Source organism: Ruegeria sp. AE4, from assembly GCF_056542185.1.
In genome coordinates, this window is the sequence record NZ_JBQFZK010000006.1 from 104,551 (window position 1) to 131,369 (window position 26,819).

The 26,819-nt window shown below is 55.6% G+C and carries 28 protein-coding genes; 23 read left to right on the forward strand and 5 right to left on the reverse strand.

The features are described from left to right. Window positions 1-8: 8 nt before the first annotated feature. Window positions 9-983: a DeoR/GlpR family DNA-binding transcription regulator gene (locus ACR0EK_RS10555; RefSeq protein ID WP_480899708.1), complete on the forward strand. Its 975-nt coding sequence runs from the start codon at window positions 9-11 to the stop codon at window positions 981-983. A gap of 197 nt (window positions 984-1,180) precedes the next feature. Here ACR0EK_RS10555 and ACR0EK_RS10560 read toward each other — a convergent pair whose 3' ends face one another. Beyond that, window positions 1,181-2,209, reverse strand: coding sequence for a LacI family DNA-binding transcriptional regulator (locus ACR0EK_RS10560; RefSeq protein ID WP_480773823.1), 1,029 nt, complete (start codon window positions 2,207-2,209; stop codon window positions 1,181-1,183). Window positions 2,210-2,321: 112 nt separating this feature from the next. Here ACR0EK_RS10560 and ACR0EK_RS10565 point away from each other — a divergent pair, with 112 nt between their 5' ends. Genes ACR0EK_RS10565 through ACR0EK_RS10585 form a run of 5 tightly spaced genes read left to right on the forward strand, consistent with a single transcriptional unit; the run spans window position 2,322 to window position 8,277 of the window. Then, on the forward strand, window positions 2,322-3,833 hold the full coding sequence (locus ACR0EK_RS10565; RefSeq protein WP_480488014.1) for a tripartite tricarboxylate transporter permease: 1,512 nt from the start codon (window positions 2,322-2,324) through the stop codon (window positions 3,831-3,833). Further along, entirely contained in the window at window positions 3,830-4,285 is a 456-nt protein-coding gene (locus ACR0EK_RS10570) for a tripartite tricarboxylate transporter TctB family protein (RefSeq protein WP_480483463.1), read from the forward strand. The genes ACR0EK_RS10565 and ACR0EK_RS10570 overlap by 4 nt, the downstream gene beginning before the upstream one ends. 42 nt (window positions 4,286-4,327) lie before the next feature. Continuing rightward, window positions 4,328-5,287, forward strand: coding sequence for a Bug family tripartite tricarboxylate transporter substrate binding protein (locus ACR0EK_RS10575; RefSeq protein ID WP_480488016.1), 960 nt, complete (start codon window positions 4,328-4,330; stop codon window positions 5,285-5,287). 60 nt (window positions 5,288-5,347) lie between these two features. Then, window positions 5,348-6,769, forward strand: coding sequence for an acylating sulfoacetaldehyde dehydrogenase (gene sauS / locus ACR0EK_RS10580; RefSeq protein ID WP_480899706.1), 1,422 nt, complete (start codon window positions 5,348-5,350; stop codon window positions 6,767-6,769). Next, on the forward strand, window positions 6,766-8,277 hold the full coding sequence (locus ACR0EK_RS10585; RefSeq protein WP_480773821.1) for a class I adenylate-forming enzyme family protein: 1,512 nt from the start codon (window positions 6,766-6,768) through the stop codon (window positions 8,275-8,277). The genes sauS and ACR0EK_RS10585 overlap by 4 nt, the downstream gene beginning before the upstream one ends. Window positions 8,278-8,472: 195 nt before the next feature. Here the strand turns inward: ACR0EK_RS10585 and ACR0EK_RS10590 are convergent, their stop codons facing one another. Continuing rightward, a complete protein-coding gene (locus ACR0EK_RS10590; protein WP_480539211.1) occupies window positions 8,473-8,637 on the reverse strand; it encodes a hypothetical protein in 165 nt (54 codons plus the stop codon). Window positions 8,638-8,717: 80 nt separating this feature from the next. Between ACR0EK_RS10590 and ACR0EK_RS10595 the strand changes: the two genes are divergently transcribed. The 6 genes from ACR0EK_RS10595 to ACR0EK_RS10620 all read left to right on the forward strand — a co-directional run bounded on the left by ACR0EK_RS10595 (window position 8,718) and on the right by ACR0EK_RS10620 (window position 14,888). Further along, window positions 8,718-8,966 (forward strand): hypothetical protein, encoded by a 249-nt coding sequence (locus ACR0EK_RS10595; RefSeq protein ID WP_480773819.1) that lies wholly within the window; start codon window positions 8,718-8,720, stop codon window positions 8,964-8,966. 14 nt (window positions 8,967-8,980) lie between these two features. Further along, complete coding sequence (locus ACR0EK_RS10600; RefSeq protein ID WP_480773818.1) at window positions 8,981-9,283, forward strand: hypothetical protein; 303 nt, start codon at window positions 8,981-8,983, stop codon at window positions 9,281-9,283. Between the two features lie 239 nt (window positions 9,284-9,522). Continuing rightward, complete coding sequence (locus ACR0EK_RS10605; protein WP_480507608.1) at window positions 9,523-11,151, forward strand: peptide ABC transporter substrate-binding protein; 1,629 nt, start codon at window positions 9,523-9,525, stop codon at window positions 11,149-11,151. Between the two features lie 66 nt (window positions 11,152-11,217). Further along, on the forward strand, window positions 11,218-12,141 hold the full coding sequence (oppB, locus tag ACR0EK_RS10610; protein ID WP_209507493.1) for an oligopeptide ABC transporter permease OppB: 924 nt from the start codon (window positions 11,218-11,220) through the stop codon (window positions 12,139-12,141). A 10-nt stretch (window positions 12,142-12,151) separates the two neighbouring features. Beyond that, a complete protein-coding gene (locus tag ACR0EK_RS10615; protein WP_209507494.1) occupies window positions 12,152-13,081 on the forward strand; it encodes an ABC transporter permease subunit in 930 nt (309 codons plus the stop codon). Window position 13,082: 1 nt separating this feature from the next. Then, window positions 13,083-14,888, forward strand: a complete 1,806-nt coding sequence (locus ACR0EK_RS10620; RefSeq protein WP_480488019.1) for an ABC transporter ATP-binding protein — start codon at window positions 13,083-13,085, stop codon at window positions 14,886-14,888. Between the two features lie 92 nt (window positions 14,889-14,980). Here the strand turns inward: ACR0EK_RS10620 and ACR0EK_RS10625 are convergent, their stop codons facing one another. The 3 genes from ACR0EK_RS10625 to ACR0EK_RS10635 are packed head-to-tail and all read right to left on the reverse strand — an operon-like array spanning window position 14,981 to window position 16,868. Continuing rightward, window positions 14,981-16,042 (reverse strand): YeeE/YedE family protein, encoded by a 1,062-nt coding sequence (locus ACR0EK_RS10625; protein ID WP_480899703.1) that lies wholly within the window; start codon window positions 16,040-16,042, stop codon window positions 14,981-14,983. Between the two features lie 42 nt (window positions 16,043-16,084). Beyond that, on the reverse strand, window positions 16,085-16,441 hold the full coding sequence (locus ACR0EK_RS10630) for a metalloregulator ArsR/SmtB family transcription factor (RefSeq protein ID WP_480483447.1): 357 nt from the start codon (window positions 16,439-16,441) through the stop codon (window positions 16,085-16,087). A gap of 52 nt (window positions 16,442-16,493) precedes the next feature. Next, window positions 16,494-16,868: a thioredoxin domain-containing protein gene (locus ACR0EK_RS10635; RefSeq protein ID WP_209507498.1), complete on the reverse strand. Its 375-nt coding sequence runs from the start codon at window positions 16,866-16,868 to the stop codon at window positions 16,494-16,496. A gap of 80 nt (window positions 16,869-16,948) precedes the next feature. Between ACR0EK_RS10635 and ACR0EK_RS10640 the strand changes: the two genes are divergently transcribed. The 11 genes from ACR0EK_RS10640 to ACR0EK_RS10690 all read left to right on the forward strand — a co-directional run bounded on the left by ACR0EK_RS10640 (window position 16,949) and on the right by ACR0EK_RS10690 (window position 26,776). After that, window positions 16,949-17,689 carry a cytochrome c biogenesis CcdA family protein gene (locus tag ACR0EK_RS10640; protein WP_267366182.1) on the forward strand — a complete coding sequence of 247 codons (741 nt, stop codon included), beginning with the start codon at window positions 16,949-16,951 and terminating at the stop codon, window positions 17,687-17,689. A 14-nt stretch (window positions 17,690-17,703) separates the two neighbouring features. Further along, the gene (locus ACR0EK_RS10645) at window positions 17,704-18,282 is read left to right on the forward strand and encodes a thioredoxin family protein (protein WP_480478083.1); all 579 of its coding nucleotides are present in this window, start codon (window positions 17,704-17,706) and stop codon (window positions 18,280-18,282) included. A gap of 131 nt (window positions 18,283-18,413) precedes the next feature. Next, entirely contained in the window at window positions 18,414-18,890 is a 477-nt protein-coding gene (gene soxX, locus ACR0EK_RS10650) for a sulfur oxidation c-type cytochrome SoxX (RefSeq protein WP_209507501.1), read from the forward strand. Window positions 18,891-18,936: 46 nt separating this feature from the next. Next, window positions 18,937-19,353 carry a thiosulfate oxidation carrier protein SoxY gene (gene soxY / locus ACR0EK_RS10655; RefSeq protein ID WP_209507502.1) on the forward strand — a complete coding sequence of 139 codons (417 nt, stop codon included), beginning with the start codon at window positions 18,937-18,939 and terminating at the stop codon, window positions 19,351-19,353. A 34-nt stretch (window positions 19,354-19,387) separates the two neighbouring features. Further along, window positions 19,388-19,717 carry a thiosulfate oxidation carrier complex protein SoxZ gene (gene soxZ / locus ACR0EK_RS10660; protein ID WP_209507503.1) on the forward strand — a complete coding sequence of 110 codons (330 nt, stop codon included), beginning with the start codon at window positions 19,388-19,390 and terminating at the stop codon, window positions 19,715-19,717. 70 nt (window positions 19,718-19,787) lie between these two features. Beyond that, entirely contained in the window at window positions 19,788-20,633 is an 846-nt protein-coding gene (gene soxA, locus ACR0EK_RS10665) for a sulfur oxidation c-type cytochrome SoxA (RefSeq protein ID WP_209507504.1), read from the forward strand. A gap of 87 nt (window positions 20,634-20,720) precedes the next feature. Beyond that, on the forward strand, window positions 20,721-22,418 hold the full coding sequence (gene soxB / locus ACR0EK_RS10670; protein WP_480967799.1) for a thiosulfohydrolase SoxB: 1,698 nt from the start codon (window positions 20,721-20,723) through the stop codon (window positions 22,416-22,418). A gap of 65 nt (window positions 22,419-22,483) precedes the next feature. After that, window positions 22,484-23,755 (forward strand): sulfite dehydrogenase, encoded by a 1,272-nt coding sequence (soxC, locus tag ACR0EK_RS10675; protein ID WP_480773814.1) that lies wholly within the window; start codon window positions 22,484-22,486, stop codon window positions 23,753-23,755. Further along, a complete protein-coding gene (locus ACR0EK_RS10680) occupies window positions 23,739-24,779 on the forward strand; it encodes a c-type cytochrome (protein ID WP_480773813.1) in 1,041 nt (346 codons plus the stop codon). Before soxC ends, ACR0EK_RS10680 begins: the two co-directional genes overlap by 17 nt. Window positions 24,780-24,808: 29 nt before the next feature. Continuing rightward, entirely contained in the window at window positions 24,809-25,489 is a 681-nt protein-coding gene (locus tag ACR0EK_RS10685; protein WP_480483433.1) for a c-type cytochrome, read from the forward strand. 24 nt (window positions 25,490-25,513) lie between these two features. Then, on the forward strand, window positions 25,514-26,776 hold the full coding sequence (locus tag ACR0EK_RS10690; protein WP_480483431.1) for an FCSD flavin-binding domain-containing protein: 1,263 nt from the start codon (window positions 25,514-25,516) through the stop codon (window positions 26,774-26,776). Window positions 26,777-26,819: the final 43 nt, after the last annotated feature.

Below are 26,819 nucleotides of genomic sequence, written 5' to 3' on the forward strand. Positions count from 1 at the left end.
CTCCCTGAATGTGGCTTTTTGAGTGTTTTTCGTTTATTACACTTCCATGCTGCGCTAGCCTGACAACTACGTCAATAAAAACCACACTTATCCACGATAATTCGTTAAAATTCACACAAAAAGCCCCGAATGGCACCGTATTGGGCGCAATATTGTTTTATTGGGATGACTGCCGTATCCCCCTTTCAGGAGGTCGCATGTTAAAGCCACGAAAAACCACAAATCAGCGCGAAGAAGAAATCCTTCGAGAGCTGCAACATGCGGGCGGGTCGTGCAGGGTCAGCCTCTTGGCTCAAAAACTGAATGTTTCCAATGAAACGATCCGGCGTAACGTCAAGGCACTGGAAGAGCGCAAGATCGTGCGGAAGGTTCATGGCGGCGTACATCTTAGCGAAGACGCAATAGAACCACCTTTTGAAAACCGCTTGGGAACGCAAGCGCATGCGAAAGAAGCAATAGCCCGGGCAGTCGCAAACACCATAAGCGACGGGGATTCCTTATTTCTGGATATTGGTTCGACAACCGCTTACGTCGCGCTTGCACTGCGGAAGCACAAAGACCTGTTTGTTGTCACAAATTCGGTTTTCGTCGCTTACACATTGTCAAAGCACAACAACAACCGGGTGTTTCTGGCGGGTGGAGAACTGCGTGCCCATGATGGGGGTGCTTTCGGTGCAGAGGCATTGGATCTTGTGAAGCGTTTCAACGTACAGCTGGCAGTGTTCTCGGTTGGAGCCGTGAATGGCGATTTGGGCTTCATGCTTCATGATCTTGAAGAGGCCAATATCGCGCGTGCTGCAGCTGAAAATGCGCAGGTGCGCATCGTCGTAGCCGACAGCGGAAAATTCAACAAGCGGGCTCCGATATCTCTCCATAACATGGCCGGAATTGATGTTTTGTATACGGACCGCGTTCCTCCTGCCAACATCCTGGCCATGCTCGACAAAAATGAAATCGAAGTTGTTATCGCAGGGTCGGACTAGTGTCAGAACTGATAGATGTACCCAGCTTACAAAACTGCATCTTTGAGGAGATGGCAGCCTTTTAATGAGATCATGTTGAAATCTGTTAACGAACTATTCGATGGGGAAAACGTCAAATCGCGCATGTTCGTCAACCGGGCCTCATAGTTTGCGACACATCCGTTCTGAATGTGCAAACAAGTTGGCAATGCCGACTATTATACTGACACTGGACCTGTTGTTCCTCTAACAACACAATCCAGCTCGCAGCAAATTTTAAAATGTTCCGACTCATCTGACGTAATGTAATCGGTGAACTTGTCACCTGCGAGTTTACCGATGGCTTCGGCGGGGATTCGAATGGTGGTGAGCCCCGGCTCAACATCAGCCGATCCCTTGAAATCTCCGATGCCCATAATTGAAAGATCGCCGGGAACGTTTAACCCCAGTTTCTGGGCCGCAAACAAAGCGCCCTGCGCTATGACGTCATTTCCACATAACAAAGCCGTAAGTCGAGATGTTTCCGCCAAAAGGTTCAGCGCAGCCTGCTTGGCCTGCGAAACGCTGTAAGGAGCTTCAGATTCGTGCTCGCCCGGAACGGAGACACCCATATTTTGTAGCGCTTCGTGCACGGCGGAAAGTCGATGTTGCGCGCGGTCATTACCACTGGTCTTTGGAAAGATCAGCCCAATGTCACGATGCCCTAGGGCCAGCAGGTGCTCTGTTGCGAGACGGCCGGCCAACTGGTTGTCGGCCCCGACACAAGGAAGTTCCGAATCCTTTGAGTAGTTCCAAATCGCAAGTGCAGGTATTTTCTGCTGCGTGATCAACCGATTGGTGGCATCGGAATGCTCCAAGCCAACCAATGCCACGCCGTCCACACGATGTTCAAGAAACTTGCGGACCATCGCGTATTCCCGATCTAGATCATACCCGTGCGACGCCAGTAGAAGGCTGAATCCTGCCTTGTCGATAGAGTCGGAAAAAGCCTGAATGACCTCGGCGAAGATGGCATGGTTGATAGTTGGTACGACCAGGCCAATCGTTCCTGACCGTTTGCCATGCATTGTTTGAGCGGCACGATTGCGGATATACCCGAGCCGCTGCACTGCCCTGTTGATCTTTTTGCGAGTCGCAGGGCTGACCAGATCAGGGTGATTGAAGGTACGAGAAACCGTAGACGGTGAAACCTTCGCGGCCTTTGCGACTGCCACGATATCGACTTTACCATGCTGAAAATTAGACATAATTTCGTCCTGTTCGGTCGATTTTATGAAAACATTTGCAATACTATTTTCATCCCCTAACCTGATTTGTCAACAAACCAAAAGTGCAGACAAACGGGTTGGGAGGCACTGGATGGAATTCATTTACTACTTCGGGGATGTGTTCACACCGATGTCCTTCTTGCTGCTTTTGGGCGGCACGATCGGAGGGCTGATCCTGGGCGCGACACCAGGCTTGTCACCAACGATGGCGGTTGCCCTTTTGATTCCGTTCACCTTCCAGCTTGAGGCCGCACAGGGGCTGATCTTGCTGGGAGCCGCCTATACCTCGACCGTTGCTGGTGGCGCGGTGAGTGCAATTCTACTGAAAATCCCAGGCGCTCCAGCCAATATTGCCACCACTCTGGACGGCCACACCATGGCCAAGCAGGGACAAGGGGCGCGGGCGCTGCAACTGTCGTTTCTGGCCTCGGCGGTTGGCGGCATCTTCGGTGTGCTCCTATTGATCTTTCTGACACCGGTTTTGGCCAAATGGGCGCTGGCGTTTGGCCCCTCACACCTGTTCTGGCTGGCCATTTTAGGGGTGACTGTGATCGGCACGCTGGATTCTGCATCCGTGGTCAAAGGTTTGCTATCGGGTTGTATCGGATTGTGGCTGGCGACAGTCGGTTTCGACGACATTATGGGCGCGCAACGCTTTATCTTTCACCCTGCACTGGGCGGCGGCATCAACATTATCGCGGCGCTGATCGGTCTGTTCGCGATCCCTCAGGTGCTGACGATGTTTGCAAAGGGACGCCACGACACGGGTGCTGAAGTCATCGAAGTACAGCGCCATTCGATCATGGCCGCATTGCGAGAACTGTTCAGCCGCACCCGAGCACTTAGCATCGGCACACTGACAGGTTCCATCATTGGCCTGATCCCAGGCGTTGGCGGGCAAATTGCCGGGCTGGTTGCCTATGATCAGAGTAAGAAGTTTTCAGCCGAGAAGGACAAGTTCGGCACGGGTCATTCCGAGGGCGTAATTGCCGCGGAGTCCGCCAACAATGCGATGGTGGGCCCATCTCTGGTACCGTTGTTGACCTTGTCGATCCCGGGTAGCCCAACCGCAGCCGTTTTGCTGGGCGGGCTGCTGATTCACGGAATTTTTCCGGGCTCGGATCTGTTCGACAACCACCCGGACGTTGCGTGGACGTTCATAAACTCCATGCTGATCGGCCAGGTCCTGATGTGCGTCTTCGGCCTATACATTGCTGGTCTGGCCGCGCGTGTCGCGCAGGTGCCGCAATCGGTCATGGCGGCCGTTGTTTTGGCCCTTTCGGTCTTCGGCGCCTACTCGGTTCAGAGTTCGATGGGGGATGTCTATGTCATGGCGTGCCTTGGCATTGGGATGTTCTTTCTGGAACGATTTGGATTCTCGGCTGCTCCGTTGGTACTGGGATTGATCCTTGGTCCGATTGCCGAAGCCAACTTCATTCAGGGCGGAATGATCGCGGACGCGACCGTCGGCAAGGCCTCTTACTTCCTGACGGGCGGATTGAATCTTCTGCTGATCGCCGTTGTACTGGCTTCAATTGCCTACTCGGTTTGGATGGAACTTCGCCACCGGCGCTATACCACCAAAGAGGAGGCACAGGCATGAACCGCACACAACACATAATCGGGTCGGGTTTGGTTTTTGCCGTAGGACTTTGGGTAACCTGGGTCAGCTTTACTCAACAACCGGTCGAGGCATTTCTGTTTCCGCGTCTTATCGCTTCGGTCTTTGTGGTTTTGGCAGGGTGGACCTTCGGCAAAGCGCTGATGGGATTGTCCAAGGTAGGCAACGGCGTGACCCGCATGATGTTCATCAACATGCTGCCGGGCCTGTTCGTCACCCTTATCTATGTCTTCTGGGCGTCCAAATCGCTGGGGTTCTACACAGCAACGGCAATCGCGTTTTTCATTCTGCTGTCGATTTACGATCCAGACCCACATTCCGAAGCCAAAACCTGGGTCAAGCGCGGTGTCATCACAGCGATCTTTGTGGCGGTGATGTACGGGCTCTTTGCCATGCTTCTGCAAGTCTACACACCAAGGGAATTTCTGTTCTGACCGCAAGGGATGCGGGTGAACCAAAATAGGGAGGAAACGCAAATGAAACGGTTGATTACAGGGGCAGCACTGGCCCTCACGAGCCTGACGGGCGCGGCGGTTGCCGAGGAGTATCCCGAACGCCCAATCATGATGATGGTCAGTTACGGCGCTGGTGGCGCAACCGACTTTCAGGCGCGGATTGTCACCATGACATCCGGGAATGAAGACGCGCTGGGAATGCCAATCGCCATCATAAACAAACCCGGCGCCGGAGGGCGTGTGGGTTGGAACTGGTTCGCAACCCAGGCCGACGCCGATGGCTACACGCTTGCTGCCTACAATGTTCCACATTTCATCGCCCAATCGATCAAGGGTGGGGTCGAGTATTCGGTCGACAGCTTTGAGCCCATCGCCAACTGGGGTGCTGACCCGGCTGTCTTCGTGGTTGGTGCGGACAGCCCGTTCAACTCGATGGAAGGTGTTGTCGCATATGCCAAGGAAAACCCCGGCAAGCTTACCGTGTCCGGGGCTGGGCTTTTTGTTGGTCACCACATTGCGGCTCTTCAAATCGACAAGGCTGCAGGAACAACGATGGCCTATATCCCGACCAAAGGTGGCGGCGCAGCGGCCATGAAAGCGGTAATTGCTGGCGAAGTCATGGGTGGTATAAACAACCTGTCGGATGCGTTCCGCGCAAAAGAGGCGGGCAACGTCAAAATCCTGGGTGTCGCAGATCTTGAGCGAAACGCGTTCCTGCCCGACGTGCCGACTATGATGGAACAGGGGCTTGATGTCGACAACTCGTCGGTCAATTTCCGGGGCGTGATGGTGCCCAAGGGAACGCCGCCCGAGGTGATCGAGAAACTTGCGGAAACGGTTCCCGAGATGTTCGCCAACGATCGTGTGGTGAAAAAGATGGAAGCTGGCGGATCGCCCATGCACATCATGACACGCGATGAAGTGATCAAGATGTGGGAGAAACGTCAGCAAACACTGAACGAATTGTTGGCTGGGCTCTGAACCAGTCAACTCCCTACGGGGCGGAGTGGGTCCGCCCCGATCAAACAATCGAGGACCGAGATGAACGCTCAGGAAGGGGTTTCCCCCCAGATCGACGAAGTTGATCGCATAGTAGCGCATGCGCGCAAGGCCCAAGCGACCTTTGAAGAAAGCGGCAGTCAGGCGCTGTACGACAAGGCGGCGCTGGCGGCGGGATGGGCAATCATGGAGCCAACACGCAATCGGGCACTGGCCGAAATCGCTGTTGCGACCACCGGTCTGGGTAATGTTCCGGACAAGATTACAAAGAACCACCGCAAGACTCTGGGCTTGTTGCGCGATATCGCTGACGTGAAAACCCACGGCATCATTAGCGACAATCCAGCAACCGGCATGACCGAGATTGCACGCCCAATCGGTGTAATCGGTGCTGTGGTTCCATCGACCAACCCCGCTGCGACGCCGGCGAACAATATCATCAATGCGCTCAAAGGAGGCAACTCCATCGTGGTGGCACCATCCCCCAAAGGAGTCGCTTCCTGCGAGATGCTGATCGCTTTTATCCATTCAGAGTTTGACAAGCTCGGCCTCGATCGCGATCTGGTCCAGATGATCCCTGCGCCCGGATCCAAGGCCAAGACACAAAGGTTGATGGAAGCCGTAGATCGCGTGATCTGTACCGGCAGTCAGAACAACGTCCAACGCGCACAATCCTGTGGAACGCCAGCAGTGGCGGTTGGTGCGGGCAATGTGACGGTGATTGTGGACGAAACCGCAGATCTGGCCGCAGCTGCTTTCAGGATCACGGCATCGAAATGCTTCGACAACGCGACGTCCTGCTCGTCTGAAAATGCGCTGGTTGTTGTAGATGCGGTCTATGACGCCTTTGTCGCCGCGATCGCCGTTGAAGGCGGTGCCTTGGTACCATCTTCCGAGGCTGGAAACATCATCGCACGGCTGTGGCCCGATGGGCATCTCAACCGATCTGTAATCGCGCAGGACGCTGGCAAGATGCTTGAAGCACTGGATATGGCGGATAAGGTCCCCGAAGGGACCAAGTTCCTAGCCGTGGAAACTGACGGAATTGGCCCGGATCATCCTTTGTCGGGGGAAAAGCTCAGCCGGGTTCTGGCGCTTTATCGAGCGGCAAATTTTGAAGAAGCCAAGGTAATCGCGGCTCGTATTCTGGAACACCAGGGCGCGGGGCATTCTGTCGGAATCCATACCAGCGACGACGCGCGCGCGGTTGGGTTGGGTCGTGACCTGCCCACCTGCCGGGTCATTGTAAACCAGGCGCATACCTTTGCCACTGGTGGCAGCTTCACCAACTGCATGCCCTTTTCGCTGTCAATGGGCTGCGGCAGTTGGGGAGGCAATTCCATCGACACCAATCTGCATTGGCGGCATTTCGTACAAACGACAAAGATCATCCGTGAAACGCCGCCGCGCGAGCCCGAATTGGAAGCGATATTTGGCGGCTATTGGTCGGAGGCGGGGCAATGATCGAACCACCCAAGGGAACCGTCCGGGACTGGCTTGACCGTCGGGCAAGCCGCGGGGGAACCGGGTTCGTTTTCCCGGACGGGGCGCGGGACCTGAATTGGGGTGAATTGCGTGACTCAGCTCGCCGCATCGCAAGCATGTTGACCGAACGGGGTGTGGCGAAGGGAGAAAGCGTCGCCATCCTCTACCCCAATTGCCGGGAAGCGCTTGAGGTCCTTTTTGGCGTTCTCTATGGCGGATTTCGGGCCACGATGATCAATCTTGTCGCGGGTGACAGCGCCGTTGCCTATGCGCTGGAACACAGCGGCGCGTGCTATGGATTTGTACATTCCGATCAAACGGACCTGTTCAGGCGAACGGCCAATCCTGCGAGAATCAAACAGTTGAAGGTGGCAGATGCCGTTGAGTCCGGCAGCAACCTGCATAGCCTCTCGCCTCATAGCCACGCTTTGTTGATGTATACATCCGGAACAACCGGTCGCCCCAAGGGGGTGGTCCACACACATTCCAGCCTGTTGGCAGGGGGTTGGACGACCAAAATTGCCCATGAATTGTCCGAGGCTGATCGCGGGTTTTGCGTCTTGCCGATCTATCATATTAACGGGCTCTGCGTGACGGTGATGGGAACACTGGTCTCAGGCGGATCGTTGGCCATGTGCGAACGATTTTCTTCCAGCAAATTCTGGGACAATCTTGGAAAGGCCGAGGCAACGTGGTTCTCGGTCGTTCCGACCATTATCTCGCATCTGCTGCACTCTGAGACTAGTCCGGATGCGCAAACCCGGCAACGCGTGCGTTTCGGGCGCTCTGCGTCGTCAGCCTTGGCGCCGGACGTGCAGCGTGGCTTTGAGGATCGTTTCGAAATCCCAATCGTGGAAACCATGGGCTTGACGGAAACTGCCGCTCAGATTCTGTCAAACCCGCTGCCCCCCGGCGTTCGGAAGATTGGTTCACCCGGCATTGCATATGGAAATGAGGTTGCAATTCTGGACGCGGAATTTCGGCCTGTACCTACCGGAACAGAAGGTGAGTTGGTCATACGCGGTCCGAATGTGATGCTGGAGTACCTCAATGACCCGGATGCTACTGCGGGCACATTTACTTCGGATGGCTGGTTGCTGACCGGAGATCTCGCCCGCATGGATCAGGACGGGTATGTTTATGTGACCGGTCGATTGAAAGAACTGATCATTAAGGGAGGGGAGAATATAGCCCCTCGTGAGATTGACGAGGCACTTTATTCACACCCCGACGTTGTTGAAGCTGCGGCCTTTGCCCGCCCTTGCAAAAGCTACGGTGAAACCGTCGAGGCAGCGGTAAAAATTCGAGAAGGTTCTGAATTGACGCCGCAAGCTTTGTCAAAGATCTGTGAGTCCCAGCTAGGCCGTTTCAAGTCTCCTGACAAAGTTCACATTCTGATTGATCTTCCAAAGGGCCCGTCGGGAAAGATCCAGAGAAACAGGATCCTACAAATCGTTAGCGAGGAGGCGAGCGACTTGAAGATGTAGATGGCAATGCCGGTCCGACTCTACCTGAAAAATAAATGCCAAAACAAAAGCGGGAATAGCCACAAAGGCAATTACCGACGCCAGCTTCAGCAGTGCCGAAAGCCTTTCAATCGTCATGATAAGCGTGTTTCCATCAACGGTTCTAGGCACCCGTTGTGGCAGGTGCCTGAACGCCTCTCCTCTTTCAGAGCGATCTTACTCAACCGCCACCGTCACCGAGATTACCTTGCAGGTAAAACGCAAAGCTGCTTCGGTGCCGTTCGCTTTGGCCATCGGTGTGGAAAGGTCGAAGCCAACGTCTGCTGTATCGTCCGCCGAAAAGATGATGGCCTGCGTCTGGTCGGTCCTGCCCTGTGCCACCTGCATCTCGTCAACAAAGAGGGTGCCGTCCCACCTTTGCCAGGGCTTCCACCGTCATAATCGAAATCGAGGACGATTTCATGAGTACCTTCGGTCACAGGTTCGGACGCCGAAACGGTAAATATCTCGATCCCCAACCAGTTGTAGGCATAGGCTGGAACGCCATTTTCAACATAAAACGACCAGCCGCCAAAGCGGCCCGCTTGTGCGATAATAGCTCGGTGGTCTTCGTTAGAAGGTTCTTCGATATGTTCTGCAATGCGTTTGGAGAGGTGCTGGATATTCGGGGTCATGCCGGTCATGCCACTGCAATCGCCGAAGCTGCATGACGACGGAAAGGCCCATGCGATCACCCGAACTACTCGGCGCGCTCAACTCTGTGCAACAGAGCCTGACAAAGCTCAGTGATCTGACCCGTGGTATTCTGAACCGTGTGATACATGTAATGGACCACAGGCTTGCTGAAATGACGTCACTGATTCGCGTATTTTTTGGTTTGTCCGAGGCCAGAATGCAGTCGCCATTCGGGCACGAAGGATTGTTCGGATTTCGCGTGGCTTCACGAAAATGTCACGAAGACCGAGCTGATCCTCAGAAAATTGCCAGCGATAGGTCGTTGGAGATATTTCTGCTTGTGGTTGCCTAAAATTTCATCAAGGCTTTATCCCAGAGCCAAAAGATGTCACGGTTCAACGCAGTGAAAGACAACTTTCGCAACTTCTTTACCGACAGAAACCAAGAAAGCTGCGACGCAGTGTTCCTTGCGAATTGGCAAAACCAAAATCGAAATGAACGAAGTCCCAGCGGGCGTCGGTCTAATCCGGCTGCTGCGTGCGACCCCGATCAAGTGGGGCCGCGCGGCGACGAACATATGGGAGAGAAATCATGAACAGATACATTCGGAACTCAATGGCGGGGCTTTTGTCGTCGACCATGATCACAGGTGCCGCGTTTGCCGCTGGCACGCATCCTGAAACCGGCGAAGCGCTGGCGGACGATCAAACCTTTACCTACCGCATTCTGGACGAGCACAGCTCGGTCGATCCGCAGGTTGTCGAAGACGTTTCCGGTGCTGAAATTGTACGCGACCTGTTTGAAGGGCTGATGAACCAGGATGAGGATGGCAATCTGGTTCCGGGCGTTGCCACAGGTTACACCGTCGATGACAGCAAGAAAGTCTATACCTTCACACTGCGCGGCGATGCTAAATGGTCGAATGGCGACCCGGTAACCGCCGGAGATTTCGTTTTCGCCTGGAAACGCGCGGTTGATCCGGCACTGTCCTCTCCCTACGCGTGGTTCATGGAACTGATGTCGATCGAAAACGCATCAGCGATCATCGCAGGCGAAAAACCGATTGATGATCTGGGCGTTAAAGCCATCGATGACACAACCCTGGAAGTCACGCTGAGCGCGCCTCTGCCGTATTTCCCGCAGATGACAACGCATTCGACAACCTTCCCGGCACCTCAGAAGGTGATCGCGGAATTTGGCGATGAGTGGACCAAACCCGGAAACATCGTGTCCAATGGCGCGTATGTTCTGACCGAGCACTTGCCACAGGAACGTTCCGTCCGTGAGCGCAACGAGATGTACTGGGACAATGACAACACCATCATCGACAAGGTTGTGGCACTGGTCATCAATGATGAAAACGTAGCCCTGACCCGCTATCTGGCCGGTGAACTGGACCGGACCGAAGTTCCCGCCGGTCAATTCCCGCGTCTGCAGGAAGAGCATCCGGGAGAGGCCATCAGCTTCCCGCGCCTGTGCAACTACTACTACACGTTTAACGTGTCGGACAGCGGCCCTGAAGAATTCAAGGATCCCAAAGTTCGTCAGGCCCTGTCGCTAGCCGTTGACCGGGACATCATCACCAAGAATATCAAGGCCGGTGGCGAGCCGCCCGCGTATACATTCGTGCCAGAAGCAACCGCAGGTTTTACTGTCCCGGTCGTTGAAATGGCATCGATGAGCCAGGCCGAGCGCGATGAGCTGGCCAAGGAACTGCTGGCCGAGGCCGGCTTTGGCGCGGATAACCCTCTGACCTTCTCGATGGTCTACAACACTTCGGAAGCCCACAAGAAAGTTGCCGTCGCGCTGAGCCAGATGTGGAAGCAAAAACTGGGCGCCAATGTTGAACTGGCCAACATGGAATGGAAAGTCTTCTTGGAAGAGCGGGGCAACCAGAACTTTGATCTGGCCCGCGGCGCGTGGTGTGGTGACTATAACGAAGCCTCAACCTTCCTTGACCTGTTGCAGTCGGATTCGGGCTACAACGACGGCAAGTATAACAATGCCCGCGTGGACGAGTTGCTGGCCGAAGCCAAAACTTCGGACGATCCGGCACCGCTGTACACCGAGGTCGAGCGTATTATCGCTCAGGAAACCCCCGTTATCCCGATCTATCACTATGCTGGTGTCTACATGATGGATAGCGATGTCGGAAACTGGCCGGTCAAAAACGTAGAGCAAAACTGGTACTCCAAGAACCTCTACAAAATCGCCGAGTAATCATCTTCTGACCATGACCTGCCCCGAAGTTTTCTTCGGGGCAGCGCCATCTATTGGGGGCATTGAATGCTTGCCTATGTCATTCGGCGGGTCCTGACCGCCATACCGACGATTCTGCTGCTGATCGTCGCCTGTTTCTTCTTGATGCACTATGCGCCCGGTGGGCCCTTTACCTCAGAACGGACATTGCCGCCGCAGGTTCTGGCCAATATCGAGGCGCGGTACGGTCTGGACCAGCCGTTGTGGAAGCAACTCTGGGATTATCTGTACAATATCGTTGTGCATTTCGACTTTGGCCCGTCTTTCAAGTTCAAGGACCGCGATGTGAACGACATCATCGCGCAGGGCTTTCCGATCTCGCTGACCTATGGGTCGCTGTCCTTTCTGGTCGCTACTGTGGTGGGCATCGGACTGGGGATTGCCGCCGCAATCCGGCACAACAGCTGGATCGACTACTTTGCGGTTGGGCTGGGGATTGCAGCGCAGGCGCTGCCCAACTTTATCATGGGTCCGATCCTGATCCTGACCTTCACCCTGTGGCTGGGATGGTTGCCCGGCGGCGGGTGGAATGGTGGTCAGTGGCCCTATCTGATCATGCCGGTTATCGCCCTTGCGACATCTTACATGGGATCGATTGCACGGATCACCCGGTCTTCAATGCTGGAGGTTCTGAATTCGAACTTCATCAGAACCGCCCGTGCCAAGGGCCTGCCGACAAGAACCGTGATCTGGCGCCATGCGATGAAGCCGACCTTGCTGCCGGTAGTATCTTATCTGGGGCCGGTGTTTGTCTATGTGCTGACCGGATCCGTCTTTGTTGACATCTATTTCTCGACCGGTGGTCTGGGGCAGGCTTATGTTGGCTCGGCCTTGTCACGCGACTATGCTGTGCTGCTTGGGGTTACGATCCTCTATGGCGTTCTGACCGTTCTGGTAAACCTGCTGACCGATCTGGCCTATGCCTGGTTCGATCCGAAGATCCGCTACTGAGGGGCTGGATATGCTAGGAAAATCACAAAAAGCCGCGCATCTGGCCGAAGAAATCACCGATTATACAGCCGTTCAGGGGCGTTCGCTCTGGCAGGATGCGCGAATGCGCTTTGTACGAAACAAAGCGGCAATGGCCAGCGTGTTCATTTTGCTGCTTATCGTGCTGTTCACGATCATTGGCCCGTATTTTGCCGTCTGGAGCAATGAAGAGATCGACTGGAATGTCATGGGCGATGTCCGGGGCATGGGAATGCCGTCTATGGAAACGGGTCACTATTTCGGTGTTGATGATCTGGGGCGCGATTTGTACAGCCGCGTCATTCAGGCAACCACGACGTCCCTGCTTGTGGGGTTGATCGGGGCGGCGACCGCTTTGATCGTTGGTACGTGTTACGGCATTACTGCCGGGTATTTTGGCGGGCGGACGGATGGCGCGATGATGCGTTTTGTCGACATCCTTTTGGCTATCCCGACAACTCTGATCATCATTCTTCTGCTGGTTGTTGCCGGGCGATCCTTCTTCACGCTTTTCATCGCACTGGGCGCGGTTGGATGGCTGACCATGTCACGTATCGTTCGCGGACAGACGCTTGCCCTGAAGAACCGCGAATTCATCGAGGCTGCTCGCGCCGCGGGCGTCAGTGAATTTACGATCATGTATCGTCATATTTTGCCCAATCTGCTGGGTGTTGTGATCGTCTATGCCTCGCTTCTGGTGCCCGAGATGATCCTGACCGAAAGTTTCATCTCCTTTCTGGGCCTGGGGATTTCCGAACCCTACACGTCGCTGGGGAGGCTGATCGCAGAAGGGGCGGGAACCATGGGCTATGGAACGCTGTGGCAATTGATGTTCCCGCTGACATTCTATGTCGCCATTATCATCACGATGTTCTTCATCGGCGATGGTTTGCGTGACGCTTTGGACCCGAAGGACCGCTGATATGAGTCTGTTTTCCGTAAAGAACCTGAGCGTCCGATTTGACACCCCCGATGGTGTCGTTGAGGCGGTCAAAGACATCAGTTTTGATATCAATCCGGGCGAATGCCTTGGTATCGTCGGTGAAAGTGGATCCGGCAAAAGCCAGACCTTCATGGCGGCAATGGGTTTGCTGCCCCCTGCCGGACATGCCAGCGGGTCAGCCAAGCTGAACGGTCAGGAGATTTTGAACCTGCCAGTGAACAAGCTGAACCAGATTCGCGGCGACGATGTCGGCATGATCTTTCAGGATCCTCTGACTGCATTAACGCCACATCTGAAGATTGGGCAACAGATGCGTGAAGTGCTGCAGGTCCACGAGGGCCTGAAGGGGTCAGCCGCGCGCGCGCGCTGTCTGGAGTGGTTGGACAGGGTGCGCATTCCCGAAGCGGGCCGCCGTCTGGACCAGTTCCCGCACGAATTATCCGGTGGAATGCGACAGCGTGTGATGATTGCGATGTCGATGCTGTGCAGTCCCAAACTGCTTATTGCGGACGAGCCGACGACGGCGCTGGATGTTACGGTTCAGGCAGACATCCTTGATCTGATGGTTCATCTGCAAAAGGATGAAGGCACTGCAATTGCACTGATCACACATGACATGGGCGTCGTTGCGCGCATGTGCGACCGGGTTCAGGTCATGCGGATGGGCGAATTCGTCGAAGACGGTGAAACACGCGGGCTGTTCCGAAATCCGCAACACGAATACACGCGGGCCTTGCTGGAGGCGATGCCCCGGATTGATGCCGGCGACGCGCCGCGCGCTTTGGAAAAGGCCGAAGAACCCCTTCTCAAGGTCGATGACGTCAAAGTTCATTTCCCCATTCATGTCTCTGGCGGGTTGTTCGGGCGCAAGGTTCCGCTGAAGGCTGTCGATGGTGTCAGTTTTGATATTCGCAAGGGCGAAACTCTGGGTGTCGTGGGCGAATCCGGTTGCGGAAAATCGACACTGGCGCGCGCGGTCTTGCAACTGATCGAACCCAGCGCGGGGGGCGTCAGTTGGTTGGGCCATCCGATCGTCGGCTTGAAGCGGTCCGAGTTGAACAAGTACCGCAAGGACTTGCAGATCGTGTTCCAAGACCCTCTGGCCAGTCTTGATCCACGCATGACCATTTCAGCGTCGATTGCTGAACCGCTGAAAACCTACCGCCCCGATCTTACGGACCGGGAACGCAAACAGATGGTCGCCGCGATGATGGAGCGGGTCGGGCTGCAAGCGAACATGATCAACCGTTACCCGCACGAGCTGTCCGGAGGGCAGAACCAGCGCGTCGGCATTGCGCGGGCGATGATCAACAAGCCCAGGCTGATTATCTGCGACGAGGCGGTTTCAGCTCTCGACGTTTCCATTCAGGCGCAGATTGTCGAGCTGCTAAAGGAACTTCAGCAGGAATTTGGCCTGTCGATGATCTTCATCAGCCATGACTTGTCGGTTGTGCGTGCGGTATCGAACCGGATCATGGTTCTGTATCTCGGGCGAATTGTGGAAATGGGTGACGGTGAGGTGATCTGCTCGGAACCGATCCACCCTTATACTCAATCGCTGATTTCGGCCGTGCCGATACCGGACCCGGATGTAGAGCGGACGCGGCAGCGCCTCAAACTGCCGGGTGAGCTGCCATCGCCGCTGGATCCCAAAGCCGCGTTGCGTTTCTTGCCCAGTCGGCTGGTCAACGGTCACAGTGATTATGTTCCAAAGCTGCAAGAAGTCGCACCAGACCATTTTGTAGCGGAACATGACACGCTGGATTCCATCATGGCCAATGGCTGATCGAAAGGTCTGTTGCAGGTTTTCGGGGCTTGATGAATGCCCCGAAAACCTGCGCAGGGCCTGTTCGAAGAAACCGCAGCTTATAGCGGGGCTTAACGTTCTGGAATGAAAGACAATCCTGATACAAGCTGTCGCAGGCCAAGGGCCGCTCCGGCAAAGATCGCCGCAAAGGTTATGGGCGCGCTATAGGCCAGCAGAGAAAAAGCGGAGATGCCTTGTCCGACACTGCATCCAACCGCAATTATTGCTCCGGGCCCCATTATTGCCGCCCCCAGCATCTGCCGCTTAAGCTCACGTGGATCTTCGCAGGCTTCCCAGCGGAAATGACCTTTTGACCATGACCCGAGGAAAGCACCAATCAAAACCCCTGAAACCGAACCGACCGCAAACGAGAGCGTGTTGCCTGAGGCGGTCATGAGATAGAACACGGTATCACCCAAAGGCGCGGCAAACGTGTGTGTTTGCAAGGTCTCACCTTCAAACCCGTGTGTGGCCACCCAATTGGTGCCAAGCCAGCCTGAAACGACTGCCAATCCGACCGCCGCACCCCATAAAACCTGCGCAGGTGATTTGCGAAATCGATCATTTGTCAGGGCAAATACTACTATGGCAGAGCCGACAAGCGTTCCTGTAACCCATGCCGGTATTGACGTCAGCCGTTCGGCTAGGAAGCTGACGCTTTGTGGATTACCGAGATCCATGGCTTCGGGAAAAAGCCAGATCCTGACATAGGCCAGAGGGCCGGACATGACCACATACGCGGAAAGGCCCACGATCAGGACAATGACGAATGACCGCAGGTCACCGCCGCCAAGGCGCGAGAGCGCGCCATAGCCACAGTTTCCGCTGATGGCCATGCCATATCCGAACATCAATCCGCCAATGACCGTTCCGATCGGATTCCACGTCTGCGCAATATAGGTCGTGCTGAGTGGATCAATCCACCCTAACGCCATGCCCAAATGGCTGCCGACGATCGCAACACCAATCGCGACGGCCCACATACGCAGGCGCCGGTCGTCATTTGCATAAAGATAATCTTCTATTGCACCCAAGGTGCAGAACCGCCCAATGCGCGCGGCAAGCCCAAGTACAATGCCGCCGACCAGACCGATCAGCGCAACTGTATTGGCGTCTCCCAGAAGTTCGAACATGGCCAGTCTCCTCCCAAAGCTGGCGGTGTTTATTTCGGGCTTCTACTTGTCCCGACAGAAAAGATTGTAGACGACTTCCAGGATCTGAGTCGACCGGTCGTCCGCCAATCTGTAATAGATCGTTTTGCCTTCGCGCCGTGTCTTGACCAGCCCCTCAAAGCGCAAGCGGGACAATTGTTGGGAAACGGCAGCCTGCCTGGCCGACAGCATTTCCTCCATCTGCGTGACGGATTTTTCTCCAGATGACAAATAGCACAGAATCATCAGCCGCCCCTCATGGCTGATTGCCTTGAGGAAATTGGACGCCGTCTGGGCGTTATCCATCATCCTGTCCAAGTCCTCGTTGCACATGTCCTTGGTGAACACGGGCAGTTTCGACGGTTTGTCCAACACGATCATCTCGCTTTCGTGGCTTCACGTATTCAAAACAGTATATGTAAATCCCGAGGATTTAACCAGAGCTCTCGATCTTAACTCCGGCGTCGCGTAGTAAAACACCCAATAGCCCCCAGAAAAAGTCTTCGCCAGGATAACCTTCGATCCGGCCGATTTCTTGACCGTCCTCCAGCAATACAAAGGTCGGCGTATAGAAAAGGGGCCGATCCAGGGTAATCCCTTCGGGCGTGGTTGCGTGGATATCCGTTCGTTGCAATGGGGCAGCTTTACCTTCGGCTGTCAGCGGGTAGATCCCGGATATTTCGGCGTCCCAGCGGGCGCACCACATGCACCCGTCTTCTTCGGCCATCAGCAATACCATTTCGGCCCGCGACGCAGCAGGCCAGGCCAGCAGTGTGACTACGAATAATGTCTGCAACACGTGACGCATCAAAAGCTCCGATTGACCTAGGTGACACATCTTTACTATTTTGAATGTGTGAATAGTAACCTGTCTGGACGGATTTGACCATGCTCGACATCACGTTTGCAGGGGCTTTGATCGCGGGGCTTTTGTCTTTCCTGTCCCCCTGCATTCTGCCCATTGTCCCGTTCTACCTCAGCTATCTGGCGGGCGTCGGGATGGAGCAGATTTCGGCCGGTTCGACGATCACCCCGGATGTTCGCCGCCGGGCGACCCTGTCAGCGATAGCTTTTGCCGCCGGGATCATCACGGTCTTCATGGCGCTTGGCGCCACGGCGTCGATCTTCGGTCAGCTGGTTCGTGCTTATTTCGACATTCTGCGATGGATCGCTGCGCTCATCATCATCGCGATGGGCCTGCATTTTCTGGGTCTTTTCCGTATCGGCTTCCTGTATCGGCAGTTTCGCGCAGACATCGGCGAGACGACAAATGTAAGCGTGATCGGGGCATATGTTCTGGGGCTGGCTTTTGCCTTTGGCTGGACGCCTTGCGTCGGGCCGGTTTTGGCGGCGATCCTGTTCACGGCGGCTGGAACCGAGACCGCTTGGCGCGGTGCCGTGCTTTTGTTCGTCTATGGGGTTGGCATGACAGCGCCGTTTGTTCTGGCAGCCTTTCTGGTTCGGCCCTTCATGCAATGGATGGCACGTTTCCGGAAACATCTGGGAATGATTGAAAAGGCGATGGGTGTCTTGCTGATTCTTTTTGGCATCCTGATCGCGACAAATTCCATAAATCTAATCGCACAATGGATGCTGGATCACATGCCTTGGCTGGCGGCCATTGGCTAATTCGGGAGAACACCATGAAACGGATAGTATTGTTCTTGATTGCAGGGCTGTTTGCTGGGGCGGTTTACGCAGCTGAACTGGGGGATGACGGTCTGCATAAAACGCCGTGGATGCGAGACACGTTCAAAGACCTTCGTGAAGACCTTGAAGAAGCGAGGGGGGAAGGCAAGCGGCTGGTTCTGTTCATTGAACAACAGGGCTGCATCTACTGCAAAAAGATGCATGAAGAGGTTTTCCCGCAACCCGACCTGTCTGCGTATATCGAAGAAAACTTCTTTGTCGTTCAGCTGGACCTACACGGAAGTACGATGGCCACCGATTTTGACGGAGAAGAAGCCGAGCAAAGATCACTGATGCGCAAATGGGGGATTCTGTTCACCCCTACATTGGTTTTCTTACCGGAGGACGTGTCAGAGGATGCCACAGCAATCGAAGCGGCCGTTGCGGTCATGCCCGGGGCGTTCTCGAAGGGAACGACCCTCGATCTTTTTACCTGGGTCAATGAAAAACGGTACGAGCTTGATAACGGGGAAGATTTTCAACGGTATCACGCGCGCCGCATTCAAGAGAGAAACAATGTTTCGCAAGATTGACGTGTTGCAATATAAATAAAAAAATTCATTAAGATGAATTTAATGTTGCGATGAACCCTGCCCGTCGACTACGGTACACAGAGGCTTTGGGTCGCAAAGCGCCATCGGCGCGGTAGCAAATGGGAGGGATCATGAAGCTGAGACACTTGACTTTGGCTTGTATCATAACAGGCAGTGCCGCCATCGCGGCAGAAACAGGACCAAAAGACGTACAGTTCGACGATTATGGTGCGATCGAGGCTTCATTGACCGGCGTCGCCGGCGATGCGGCAAACGGTGCGGTCATCGTGGGCGAGAAATCCAAGGGCAACTGTGTGGCCTGTCATCAGGTCACGGCTTTGGCGGATATTCCGTTCCATGGCGAAGTCGGTCCTCTGCTGGATGGGGCCGGGGATCGGTGGTCCGAGGCGGAGCTTCGAGGACTGGTCGCAAATGCCAAGATGACGTTTGACGGAACGGTCATGCCGGCTTTCTACAAGGATGACGGCTATATCCGCCCGGGCGACGCCTATACGGGCAAAGCCCCGTCAGGGCCTTTGACGTCAATCCTGACTGCACAGGAAATCGAGGACGTCGTCGCGTTCCTCGCAACCCTTAAAGAACAATAATCACGCTTTCAGGCGTGAATTCGTGAGGATCCAAAGGAGATTGAAAATGGAATTTTCTCGTCGCGAGACTCTGGCTCTTGGTCTGGGCGCTGCGGTCCTGACCCTGATGCCGTTCCGCGCAAATGCGGCTGCGGAAGACGCGATAGCCGCGTTTACTGGCGGTGCAGACATGGCCGACGGCGGTGTGACACTGACGGCGCCGGAAATTGCCGAGAACGGAAACACCGTTCCGATCGAAGTCAGCGCGCCGGGTGCGGCTGCGATCCTGATCGTAGCGGCCGGAAACCCCGAGCCCGGCGTTGCCACGTTCAACTTTGGCCCGCTGGCTGCTGCGCAGGCGGCTTCGACCCGCATTCGTCTTGCAGGAACGCAAGATGTCATTGCTGTGGCCAAAATGGCTGATGGTAGCTTTGCCAAAGCTTCGGCAACCGTAAAAGTGACAATTGGCGGCTGCGGCGGCTGATCGCCACGCGCCCTGAAGAACAGGAGAACAACCAATGGCATCCGGTGTAAAACCCCGCGTCAAGGTTCCAAAAACAGCCGCTGCTGGCGAAGCAATCACGATCAAAACGCTGATCAGCCACAATATGGAAAGTGGCCAGCGTAAGGATAAGGAAGGCAACGTCATTCCGCGTTCGATCATCAATCGGTTCACCTGCGAATTTAACGGAGAACTGGTGATAGACGTGACGATGGAGCCGGCGATTTCGACAAACCCGTATTTTCAGTTCGATGCAACCGTGCCTGAAGCCGGGGAATTCGTTTTCACCTGGTATGACGATGACGGGTCCGTTTACGACACAAAAAAACCGATCGAGATCGCCTGACGGCTCGACCGTAACGGCAGATCAGCGCCGGTGGTAAAAACCTGCGCTGATCACCCAAGGGAGGAACGCAATGAATAAAAAAGCACTCACGGCGATCGCGGCAGTTCTGGCTTTCCCGGTTTCAGTGGCAGCTGGACCTGACGAAGACAAGCTGGTGATCAACGAAGAACTGGAAATGGTTTCGGTGACCGAGGCCCCGGCCCATGTCGAGAACTTCGATACGATCTACTCGGGGTGGCATTTCAGGACCGATGAAACGCAGGCGTTGCAGATCGACGATTTCGACAACCCGGCTATGATCTTTGTCGACCAGGCCGCTGATCTTTATGAGGCTGTCGATGGCGCGGCTGGCAAAAGTTGCTCTTCGTGCCACGATGATGTGGAAAGCTTCAAAGGGCTGCAAGCGTCCATGCCGAAGGTCGATGCGGAAACCGGCAAGCTGGTTGTGATGGAAGATCTGATCAACAAGTGCCGTACGGAACGCATGGAAGCAGATGCGTGGAAATGGTCTGGTGCCGATATGCAGGGCATGGTCGCGCTGATTGCCTTTCAGTCACGAGGGCTGCCCATGAATGTCGCCATTGACGGCGATGCTGCCCCATATTGGGAGCAAGGCAAGGAAATGTACTACACCCGATATGGTCAGCTGGAGTTGAGCTGCGCCAACTGTCACGAAGACAATTGGGGCAACATGATCCGGGCCGACCATCTGAGCCAGGGGATGATCAACGGTTTCCCGACTTATCGTCTGAAGCAGGCCAAGCTGATCTCGCGTCACAACCGCTTCCGCGGCTGTATTCGTGATACACGCGCTGAAACCTTTGCTGAAGGTTCGGACGAATTCCGAGCGCTGGAGCTTTATGTAGCATCGCGCGGCAACGGCCTTTCGGTCGAAACGCCAGCCGTGCGTCAGTAACAAAGAACCCGCGCCGGGATTTCCGGGCGCGGGTTTTTCATTTCTGCCACATTCACACATTTATATGTGAAATAGGAAAGCCAACAGATGATATCGCGACGTGATTTTCTACAGGTCTCCATGGCGGCCTCAGCGCTGTACGGGGCATCCGGTTTCGGGAACTGGGCAAGGCTGGCAGCCCAGCAAAGCCTGACACAGGACCAGTTGCTGGAATTTGAGACCTTCGGAAATATCAGCCTGATTCATATCACGGATATCCACGCGCAGCTCAAACCGATTTACTTCCGCGAGCCCGAGGTCAACCTGGGCATCGGAGACGCGCGCGGGCAAATGCCGCATGTGACGGGGGCCGCATTTCGCAAGGCTTACGGGATCGAAGATGGCAGCCCGTCCGCCTATGCGCTGACTTACAATGACTTTGCTGCATTGGCGAAGACCTATGGCCGCGTCGGAGGGCTTGACCGGGTCTCGACCGTTATCAACGCCATCCGTGCCGACCGGCCAGATGCGTTGTTGCTGGATGGGGGCGACACCTGGCATGGCTCGTATACCTGCTATCAGACAGCGGGTCAGGACATGGTCAACGTGATGAATGCACTCAAGCCCGATGCGATGACATTCCATTGGGAGTTCACGTTGGGCAGCGAGCGGGTCAACAAGATCGTTGAGGGTTTGCCTTTTGCGGCGCTGGGTCAGAATATCTTTGACGCGGAATGGGATGAACCTGCGGAGCTTTTCAAGCCCTACAAGTTCTTCGAACGCGGCGGGGCCAAGGTTGCCGTCATCGGACAGGCTTTCCCCTATATGCCAATTGCCAACCCCAGTTGGATGTTCCCGGAGTACTCGTTCGGGATCCGGGATGAGAACATGCAGGCCATGGTGGACGAGGTGCGCGACGCAGGTGCCGATGTGGTCGTCGTCCTCAGCCATAACGGCTTTGACGTGGACAAAAAAATGGCGAGCCGTGTTCAAGGGATTGACGTAATCCTGAGCGGTCACACCCATGACGCTTTGCCTGAACCGGTTCTGGTCGAAAAGACGCATATTATCGCGTCCGGCTCGAACGGCAAATTCGTCAGCCGCGTTGATCTGGACGTGCGGGATGGCCAGATGATGGGGCTGAAGCACAAGCTGATCCCGATCTTTTCAGACGTCATCGCACCTGATCCGGCACTCACGGCCCTGATCAACGAACAGCGTGCACCATATGATGCGGCACTAAGCGAAGTGATCGGCAAGACGGACTCGCTGCTTTATCGGCGCGGAAACTTCAATGGCACGTGGGACGATCTGATCTGCGATGCACTGATCAGCGAGCGCGAGGCAGACATTGCCATGTCGCCGGGTGTGCGCTGGGGTCCGTCGATCCTGCCCGGTCAGGAGATCACGCGTGAGGATATCTGGAACGTCACTTCGATGTCCTATCCGAATGCGTATCGTACGGAAATGACGGGTGAATTCATTCACGTGATCCTCGAGGATGTTGGCGACAACCTGTTCAACCCCGATCCCTATTACCAGCAGGGTGGCGACATGGTGCGTGTCGGCGGCCTTGGGTACCGTATCGATGTTACCAAACCGCAAGGGCAGCGGATCAGCGACATGACCCTGCTCAAGACGGGTGAGGCGATTGATCCGGAGAAATCCTATGTTGTGGCCGGTTGGGCCAGCGTCAACGAGGGCACCGAAGGCCCGCCCATCTGGGATGTCGTCGAAAACCACATTCGTAATCAGGGCACCGTCACCGTCGAGCCGAATACATCGGTCGAGGTGATCGGAGCCTGACAGCGCGAACCGAATGTCAAACATTGAATACAAGATTTGCTGATCGAATGACGGAGGCAAACAAAATGAGCGAGAATCCAAGGGCAAAAGCCCCATCGCGTCGCCAGTTTCTAAGCGGTGCTGCCGCGGTTGGCGTAGGTGCGGTCGGTGCCTCAGCGGCGCGCGCCGCAGGCCCTGACCCGCTGATCACTCAGGTTCAGGAATGGGCACAGGCAACGGGCGAAGGTGTAGATGCAACCCCCTACGGCCTGCCAATCCAATTCGAGAGTGATGTCGTACGGCGCAACGTCGAGTGGTTGACCGCAGACACAATCAGTTCGATCAATTTCACGCCGATCCACGCGCTGGACGGCACGATCACCCCGCAGGGATGCGCATTCGAGCGGCACCATTCGGGTGCGATCGAACTGAGCAAGGCGGACTACCGTCTGATGATCAACGGTCTGGTCGAAACTCCGCTGATTTTCACATATGAAGACCTGGAACGTTTCCCGCGTGAAAACCGTATCTATTTCTGCGAATGCGCTGCCAATACGGGTATGGAATGGGCCGGTGCGCAGCTCAACGGCGCGCAGTTCACGCACGGAATGATCCACAACATGGAATATTCCGGTGTTCCGCTGCGCACTCTGCTGGAAGAGGCCGGGGTAAAGCCCGAAGGCAAATGGGTTTACGTAGAAGGCGCCGATGCTTCCTCGAATGGTCGCTCGATCCCACTGGAAAAGGCAATGGATGACGTACTTGTTGCGTTCAAGGCCAATGGTGAGGCTTTGCGCAAGGAGCACGGATATCCCGTTCGTCTTGTCGTTCCCGGCTGGGAAGGCAACATGTGGGTCAAGTGGTTGCGCCGGGTCGAGGTCACCGAGATGGCTATCGAAAGCCGCGAAGAGACATCCAAGTATACGGATACTCTCGAAGACGGAACATCACGCAAGTGGACATGGGTCATGGACGCCAAATCGGTCGTCACATCGCCCAGCCCGCAAGCGCCGATCACGCATGGGCCGGGGCCGTTGGTGATCACCGGGTTGGCCTGGTCCGGGCGGGGCTCAATTACCGGCGTCGACGTGTCGGTGGATGGTGGCAAGAACTGGGTTCCGGCACGTCTGGCGGCCTCCGGGACAGACAAGGCGCTGACCCGGTTTTATCTGGACTATAACTGGGACGGTTCAGAGATGTTGTTACAGGCCCGCGCGAAGGATTCGACCGGTTACGTCCAACCCAGCAAAGCTCAGCTGCGGGACGTGCGGGGCGAGAACTCAATCTACCACAACAATTGTATCCAGACCTGGTGGATCAAGGAAAACGGAGAGGCGGAAAATGTCGAAGTATCGTAAGCTATTGGCCGCCTCGGCCCTTGGGTTATGCGTGGCGGTTCCAGCCCATGCAGACAAGCTTGGACTTGGGCGCCCTGCGTTGCCCGAAGAAATCGCGGCGTGGGACCACGACATTGCACCTGACGGAACCGGATTGCCCGAAGGTTCCGGCGACGTGTTCACCGGCGAAGAGGTCTTTGCCGAACGGTGCGCGATCTGTCATGGCGATTTTGCTGAAGGTGTGGACAACTGGCCGAAACTGGCGGGCGGCGAGGGCACGCTTGCAGATAAAGACCCGCTGAAAACAGTGGGCTCTTACTGGCCGCACCTTTCGACGGTATGGGACTATGTGAACCGTTCGATGCCGTTTGGAGACGCACAAACGCTGGAGCCTGACGACGTTTACGCGATTGTCGCCTATATACTGTATTCCAATGACATCGTTGATGATGAGTTCACGCTTTCGCACGAAAATTTCCTTGAAGTGGAAATGCCGAATGCCGGGGGTTTCATCGTGGATGACCGCGAAACGGCCGAGGCGCATTTCTGGACGGATGAGCCATGCATGACGGATTGCAAAGAAGGCGTGGAAATCACCAAGCGCGCCGCCGTTCTGGATGTAACGCCTGACGAAGCCGGGGCTGACAGTCCGGACCAGGCGGCTGTTTCCGAAGAAGCATCCGTCGAAGTCGATGAACCTGCTGAGGACATAGCGGCACTTGATCCCGTGATGATCGAAAGTGGCGAAAAAGTTTTCAAGAAGTGCAAGTCCTGCCATCAGGTCGGGGACGGCGCCAAGCATCGCACCGGTCCGGCACTGAACGGTGTTGCCGGTGCCAATGCGGCTGGTGCCGAAGGCTTTAAGTACTCTCAGGCGATGAAAGCTGCTGCCGAGGATGGGTTGGTTTGGACAGATGAAGAAATGGCTGCATTTCTGGCCAAACCCAAAGCCTATATGAAGGGGACACGTATGTCCTTTGCCGGCCTCAAGAAACAGGATGATATCGACGCTGTCATTGTTTACCTTAAGTCGTTCGGAAGCTGATCATGTGGCGGCGGTGGGCAACAGGTGTCATGTTTGCTGCGAGTATCCTGGCAACCGCTGCCGCCGCGACTGAGGACCTTGGCGATGCAGCAGCTGGCAAACTTGTGTTTGCCCAATGCGAAGGATGTCATCAGGTCGGCGCGGGCGCTGAAAACAGGATCGGTCCGCACCTGAATGGTATTTTTGGCCGCCGGGCTGCCGGGCTTGAGGAGTTCACCTATTCCAAAAGCCTGATCCGTGCGGGTACCTCGGGTCTGGAATGGCATGCCGACACATTGTCGGCTTACATTGAAAACCCCCGCGCATTCGCATCCGGCACCAGAATGAGCTTTCGCGGGCTCGAGAACCCGGAAGACCGGGCCAATGTAATTGCCTATTTGCGTGTGTTTTCCGACAACCCGCAAGACATCCCCGAAGCCGACCCAACGGCAAAGGGAACGGACCATTCCGTCAACCCCGAAATCCTCGCGATTCAGGGCGATCCCGAATATGGCGAATACCTGAGCAGCGAATGCACGACGTGCCACCAGATAGAGGGTGGCGATGATGGGATTCCTTCGATCGTTTACTGGCCCGACCAGGATTTTGTTGTCGCCATGCACGCCTACAAGGACAAGCAGCGGCCCCATCCCGTCATGCAGATGATCGCGGGCCGCCTGAGCAGTGATGAGATCGCGGCATTGGCCGCTTACTTCAACAACCCACAGTGACAATGCCTAAGGGGAGGAAACGCGATGACACTCGACAGACGGACATTTCTGGGAACCGCAGGGGTACTTGCTGCCGGGCTGTCGGCCCCGATGGTGCTGGCGCAGGGCAAGCCCCGTGTCGTGGTGATCGGGGGCGGGGCAGGCGGCGCAACCGCGGCGCGCTATATCGCCAAAGACAGCAAGGGTGAGATTGATGTCATTCTGATCGAGCCGTCCAAAACATATTACACCTGTTTTTTCTCGAACCTGTATCTGGGCGGGTTTCAAGAGCTTTCGGACATTGCGCACAGCTATGGCACGCTTGCCGCAAAATACGGTATCAACGTGGTTCACGATTGGGCCGTGGGTGTCGACCGCGACGCCAAAACTGTCTCATTGGCGGGTGGCGGATCTATTCCTTATGACAAATTGATCCTGAGCCCGGGTATCGACTTTGTCGATGGCGCGGTCGAGGGGTGGGATGTAACTGCACAGAACAAGATGCCGCATGCGTATAAGGCGGGCTCTCAAACCGAGCTGTTGAAGGCGCAGGTTATGGCGATGCCCGAGGGTGGAACCTTTGCGATGGTCGCACCTCCGAACCCGTACCGTTGCCCGCCCGGACCTTATGAGCGGGTTTCGATGGTTGCGCATGTGCTGAAGGCGAACAATCCGACAGCGAAAATCATCATTGCTGATCCGAAGGCCAAATTCTCCAAGATGTCTTTGTTCCAGGAAGGTTGGGCCGACCATTACGAAGGCATGATCGACTGGATCGGAGAGGATTTTGGCGGCGGCAATGTATCGGTCAATCCGGATGCCATGACGGTGACCATCGACGGTGAAGAAACCAAGGTCGACGTCTGCAACGTGATCCCGGCCATGAAAGCCGGGCGCATTGCGGAAATGGCCGGTGTAACCGATGGCACCTGGGCACCGGTGAACGCGGTGGACATGTCATCGAAAGCTGACCCTGACATCTATGTTCTTGGTGATGCCAGCCAGCAAGGCGACATGCCGAAATCCGGTTTTTCGGCCAACAGCCAGGCGAAAGTCTGTGCCAATGCGGTTCGTGGCGCATTGACCGGATCAAAGATCTTCCCGGCCAAGTTTTCGAACACGTGCTGGTCTCTCATTGATACGGATGACGGGGTCAAGGTCGGTGCGACTTATGAGGCGACGTCTGAAAAAATTGCCAAGGTGGACGGCTTTATTAGCCAGACCGGCGAGGATTCCGACCTGAGAAAAGCAACCTACCAAGAGTCGCTGGGTTGGTATGCCGGCATCACATCGGACATGTTCGGCTAAGAAACGCCAAGGCTTTGACCGGTGTCAAAGCCTTGGCGGTGAA

Coding starts and splice junctions, on each gene's coding strand:
- ACR0EK_RS10555 (WP_480899708.1), top strand. CDS start 9: ATGTGGCTTTTTGAGTGTTTTTCGTTTATTACACTTCCATGCTGCGCT.
- ACR0EK_RS10560 (WP_480773823.1), bottom strand. CDS start 2,209: ATGTCTAATTTTCAGCATGGTAAAGTCGATATCGTGGCAGTCGCAAAG.
- ACR0EK_RS10565 (WP_480488014.1), top strand. CDS start 2,322: ATGGAATTCATTTACTACTTCGGGGATGTGTTCACACCGATGTCCTTC.
- ACR0EK_RS10570 (WP_480483463.1), top strand. CDS start 3,830: ATGAACCGCACACAACACATAATCGGGTCGGGTTTGGTTTTTGCCGTA.
- ACR0EK_RS10575 (WP_480488016.1), top strand. CDS start 4,328: ATGAAACGGTTGATTACAGGGGCAGCACTGGCCCTCACGAGCCTGACG.
- sauS (WP_480899706.1), top strand. CDS start 5,348: ATGAACGCTCAGGAAGGGGTTTCCCCCCAGATCGACGAAGTTGATCGC.
- ACR0EK_RS10585 (WP_480773821.1), top strand. CDS start 6,766: ATGATCGAACCACCCAAGGGAACCGTCCGGGACTGGCTTGACCGTCGG.
- ACR0EK_RS10595 (WP_480773819.1), top strand. CDS start 8,718: ATGAGTACCTTCGGTCACAGGTTCGGACGCCGAAACGGTAAATATCTC.
- ACR0EK_RS10600 (WP_480773818.1), top strand. CDS start 8,981: ATGCGATCACCCGAACTACTCGGCGCGCTCAACTCTGTGCAACAGAGC.
- ACR0EK_RS10605 (WP_480507608.1), top strand. CDS start 9,523: ATGAACAGATACATTCGGAACTCAATGGCGGGGCTTTTGTCGTCGACC.
- oppB (WP_209507493.1), top strand. CDS start 11,218: ATGCTTGCCTATGTCATTCGGCGGGTCCTGACCGCCATACCGACGATT.
- ACR0EK_RS10615 (WP_209507494.1), top strand. CDS start 12,152: ATGCTAGGAAAATCACAAAAAGCCGCGCATCTGGCCGAAGAAATCACC.
- ACR0EK_RS10620 (WP_480488019.1), top strand. CDS start 13,083: ATGAGTCTGTTTTCCGTAAAGAACCTGAGCGTCCGATTTGACACCCCC.
- ACR0EK_RS10625 (WP_480899703.1), bottom strand. CDS start 16,042: ATGTTCGAACTTCTGGGAGACGCCAATACAGTTGCGCTGATCGGTCTG.
- ACR0EK_RS10630 (WP_480483447.1), bottom strand. CDS start 16,441: ATGATCGTGTTGGACAAACCGTCGAAACTGCCCGTGTTCACCAAGGAC.
- ACR0EK_RS10635 (WP_209507498.1), bottom strand. CDS start 16,868: ATGCGTCACGTGTTGCAGACATTATTCGTAGTCACACTGCTGGCCTGG.
- ACR0EK_RS10640 (WP_267366182.1), top strand. CDS start 16,949: ATGCTCGACATCACGTTTGCAGGGGCTTTGATCGCGGGGCTTTTGTCT.
- ACR0EK_RS10645 (WP_480478083.1), top strand. CDS start 17,704: ATGAAACGGATAGTATTGTTCTTGATTGCAGGGCTGTTTGCTGGGGCG.
- soxX (WP_209507501.1), top strand. CDS start 18,414: ATGAAGCTGAGACACTTGACTTTGGCTTGTATCATAACAGGCAGTGCC.
- soxY (WP_209507502.1), top strand. CDS start 18,937: ATGGAATTTTCTCGTCGCGAGACTCTGGCTCTTGGTCTGGGCGCTGCG.
- soxZ (WP_209507503.1), top strand. CDS start 19,388: ATGGCATCCGGTGTAAAACCCCGCGTCAAGGTTCCAAAAACAGCCGCT.
- soxA (WP_209507504.1), top strand. CDS start 19,788: ATGAATAAAAAAGCACTCACGGCGATCGCGGCAGTTCTGGCTTTCCCG.
- soxB (WP_480967799.1), top strand. CDS start 20,721: ATGATATCGCGACGTGATTTTCTACAGGTCTCCATGGCGGCCTCAGCG.
- soxC (WP_480773814.1), top strand. CDS start 22,484: ATGAGCGAGAATCCAAGGGCAAAAGCCCCATCGCGTCGCCAGTTTCTA.
- ACR0EK_RS10680 (WP_480773813.1), top strand. CDS start 23,739: ATGTCGAAGTATCGTAAGCTATTGGCCGCCTCGGCCCTTGGGTTATGC.
- ACR0EK_RS10685 (WP_480483433.1), top strand. CDS start 24,809: ATGTTTGCTGCGAGTATCCTGGCAACCGCTGCCGCCGCGACTGAGGAC.
- ACR0EK_RS10690 (WP_480483431.1), top strand. CDS start 25,514: ATGACACTCGACAGACGGACATTTCTGGGAACCGCAGGGGTACTTGCT.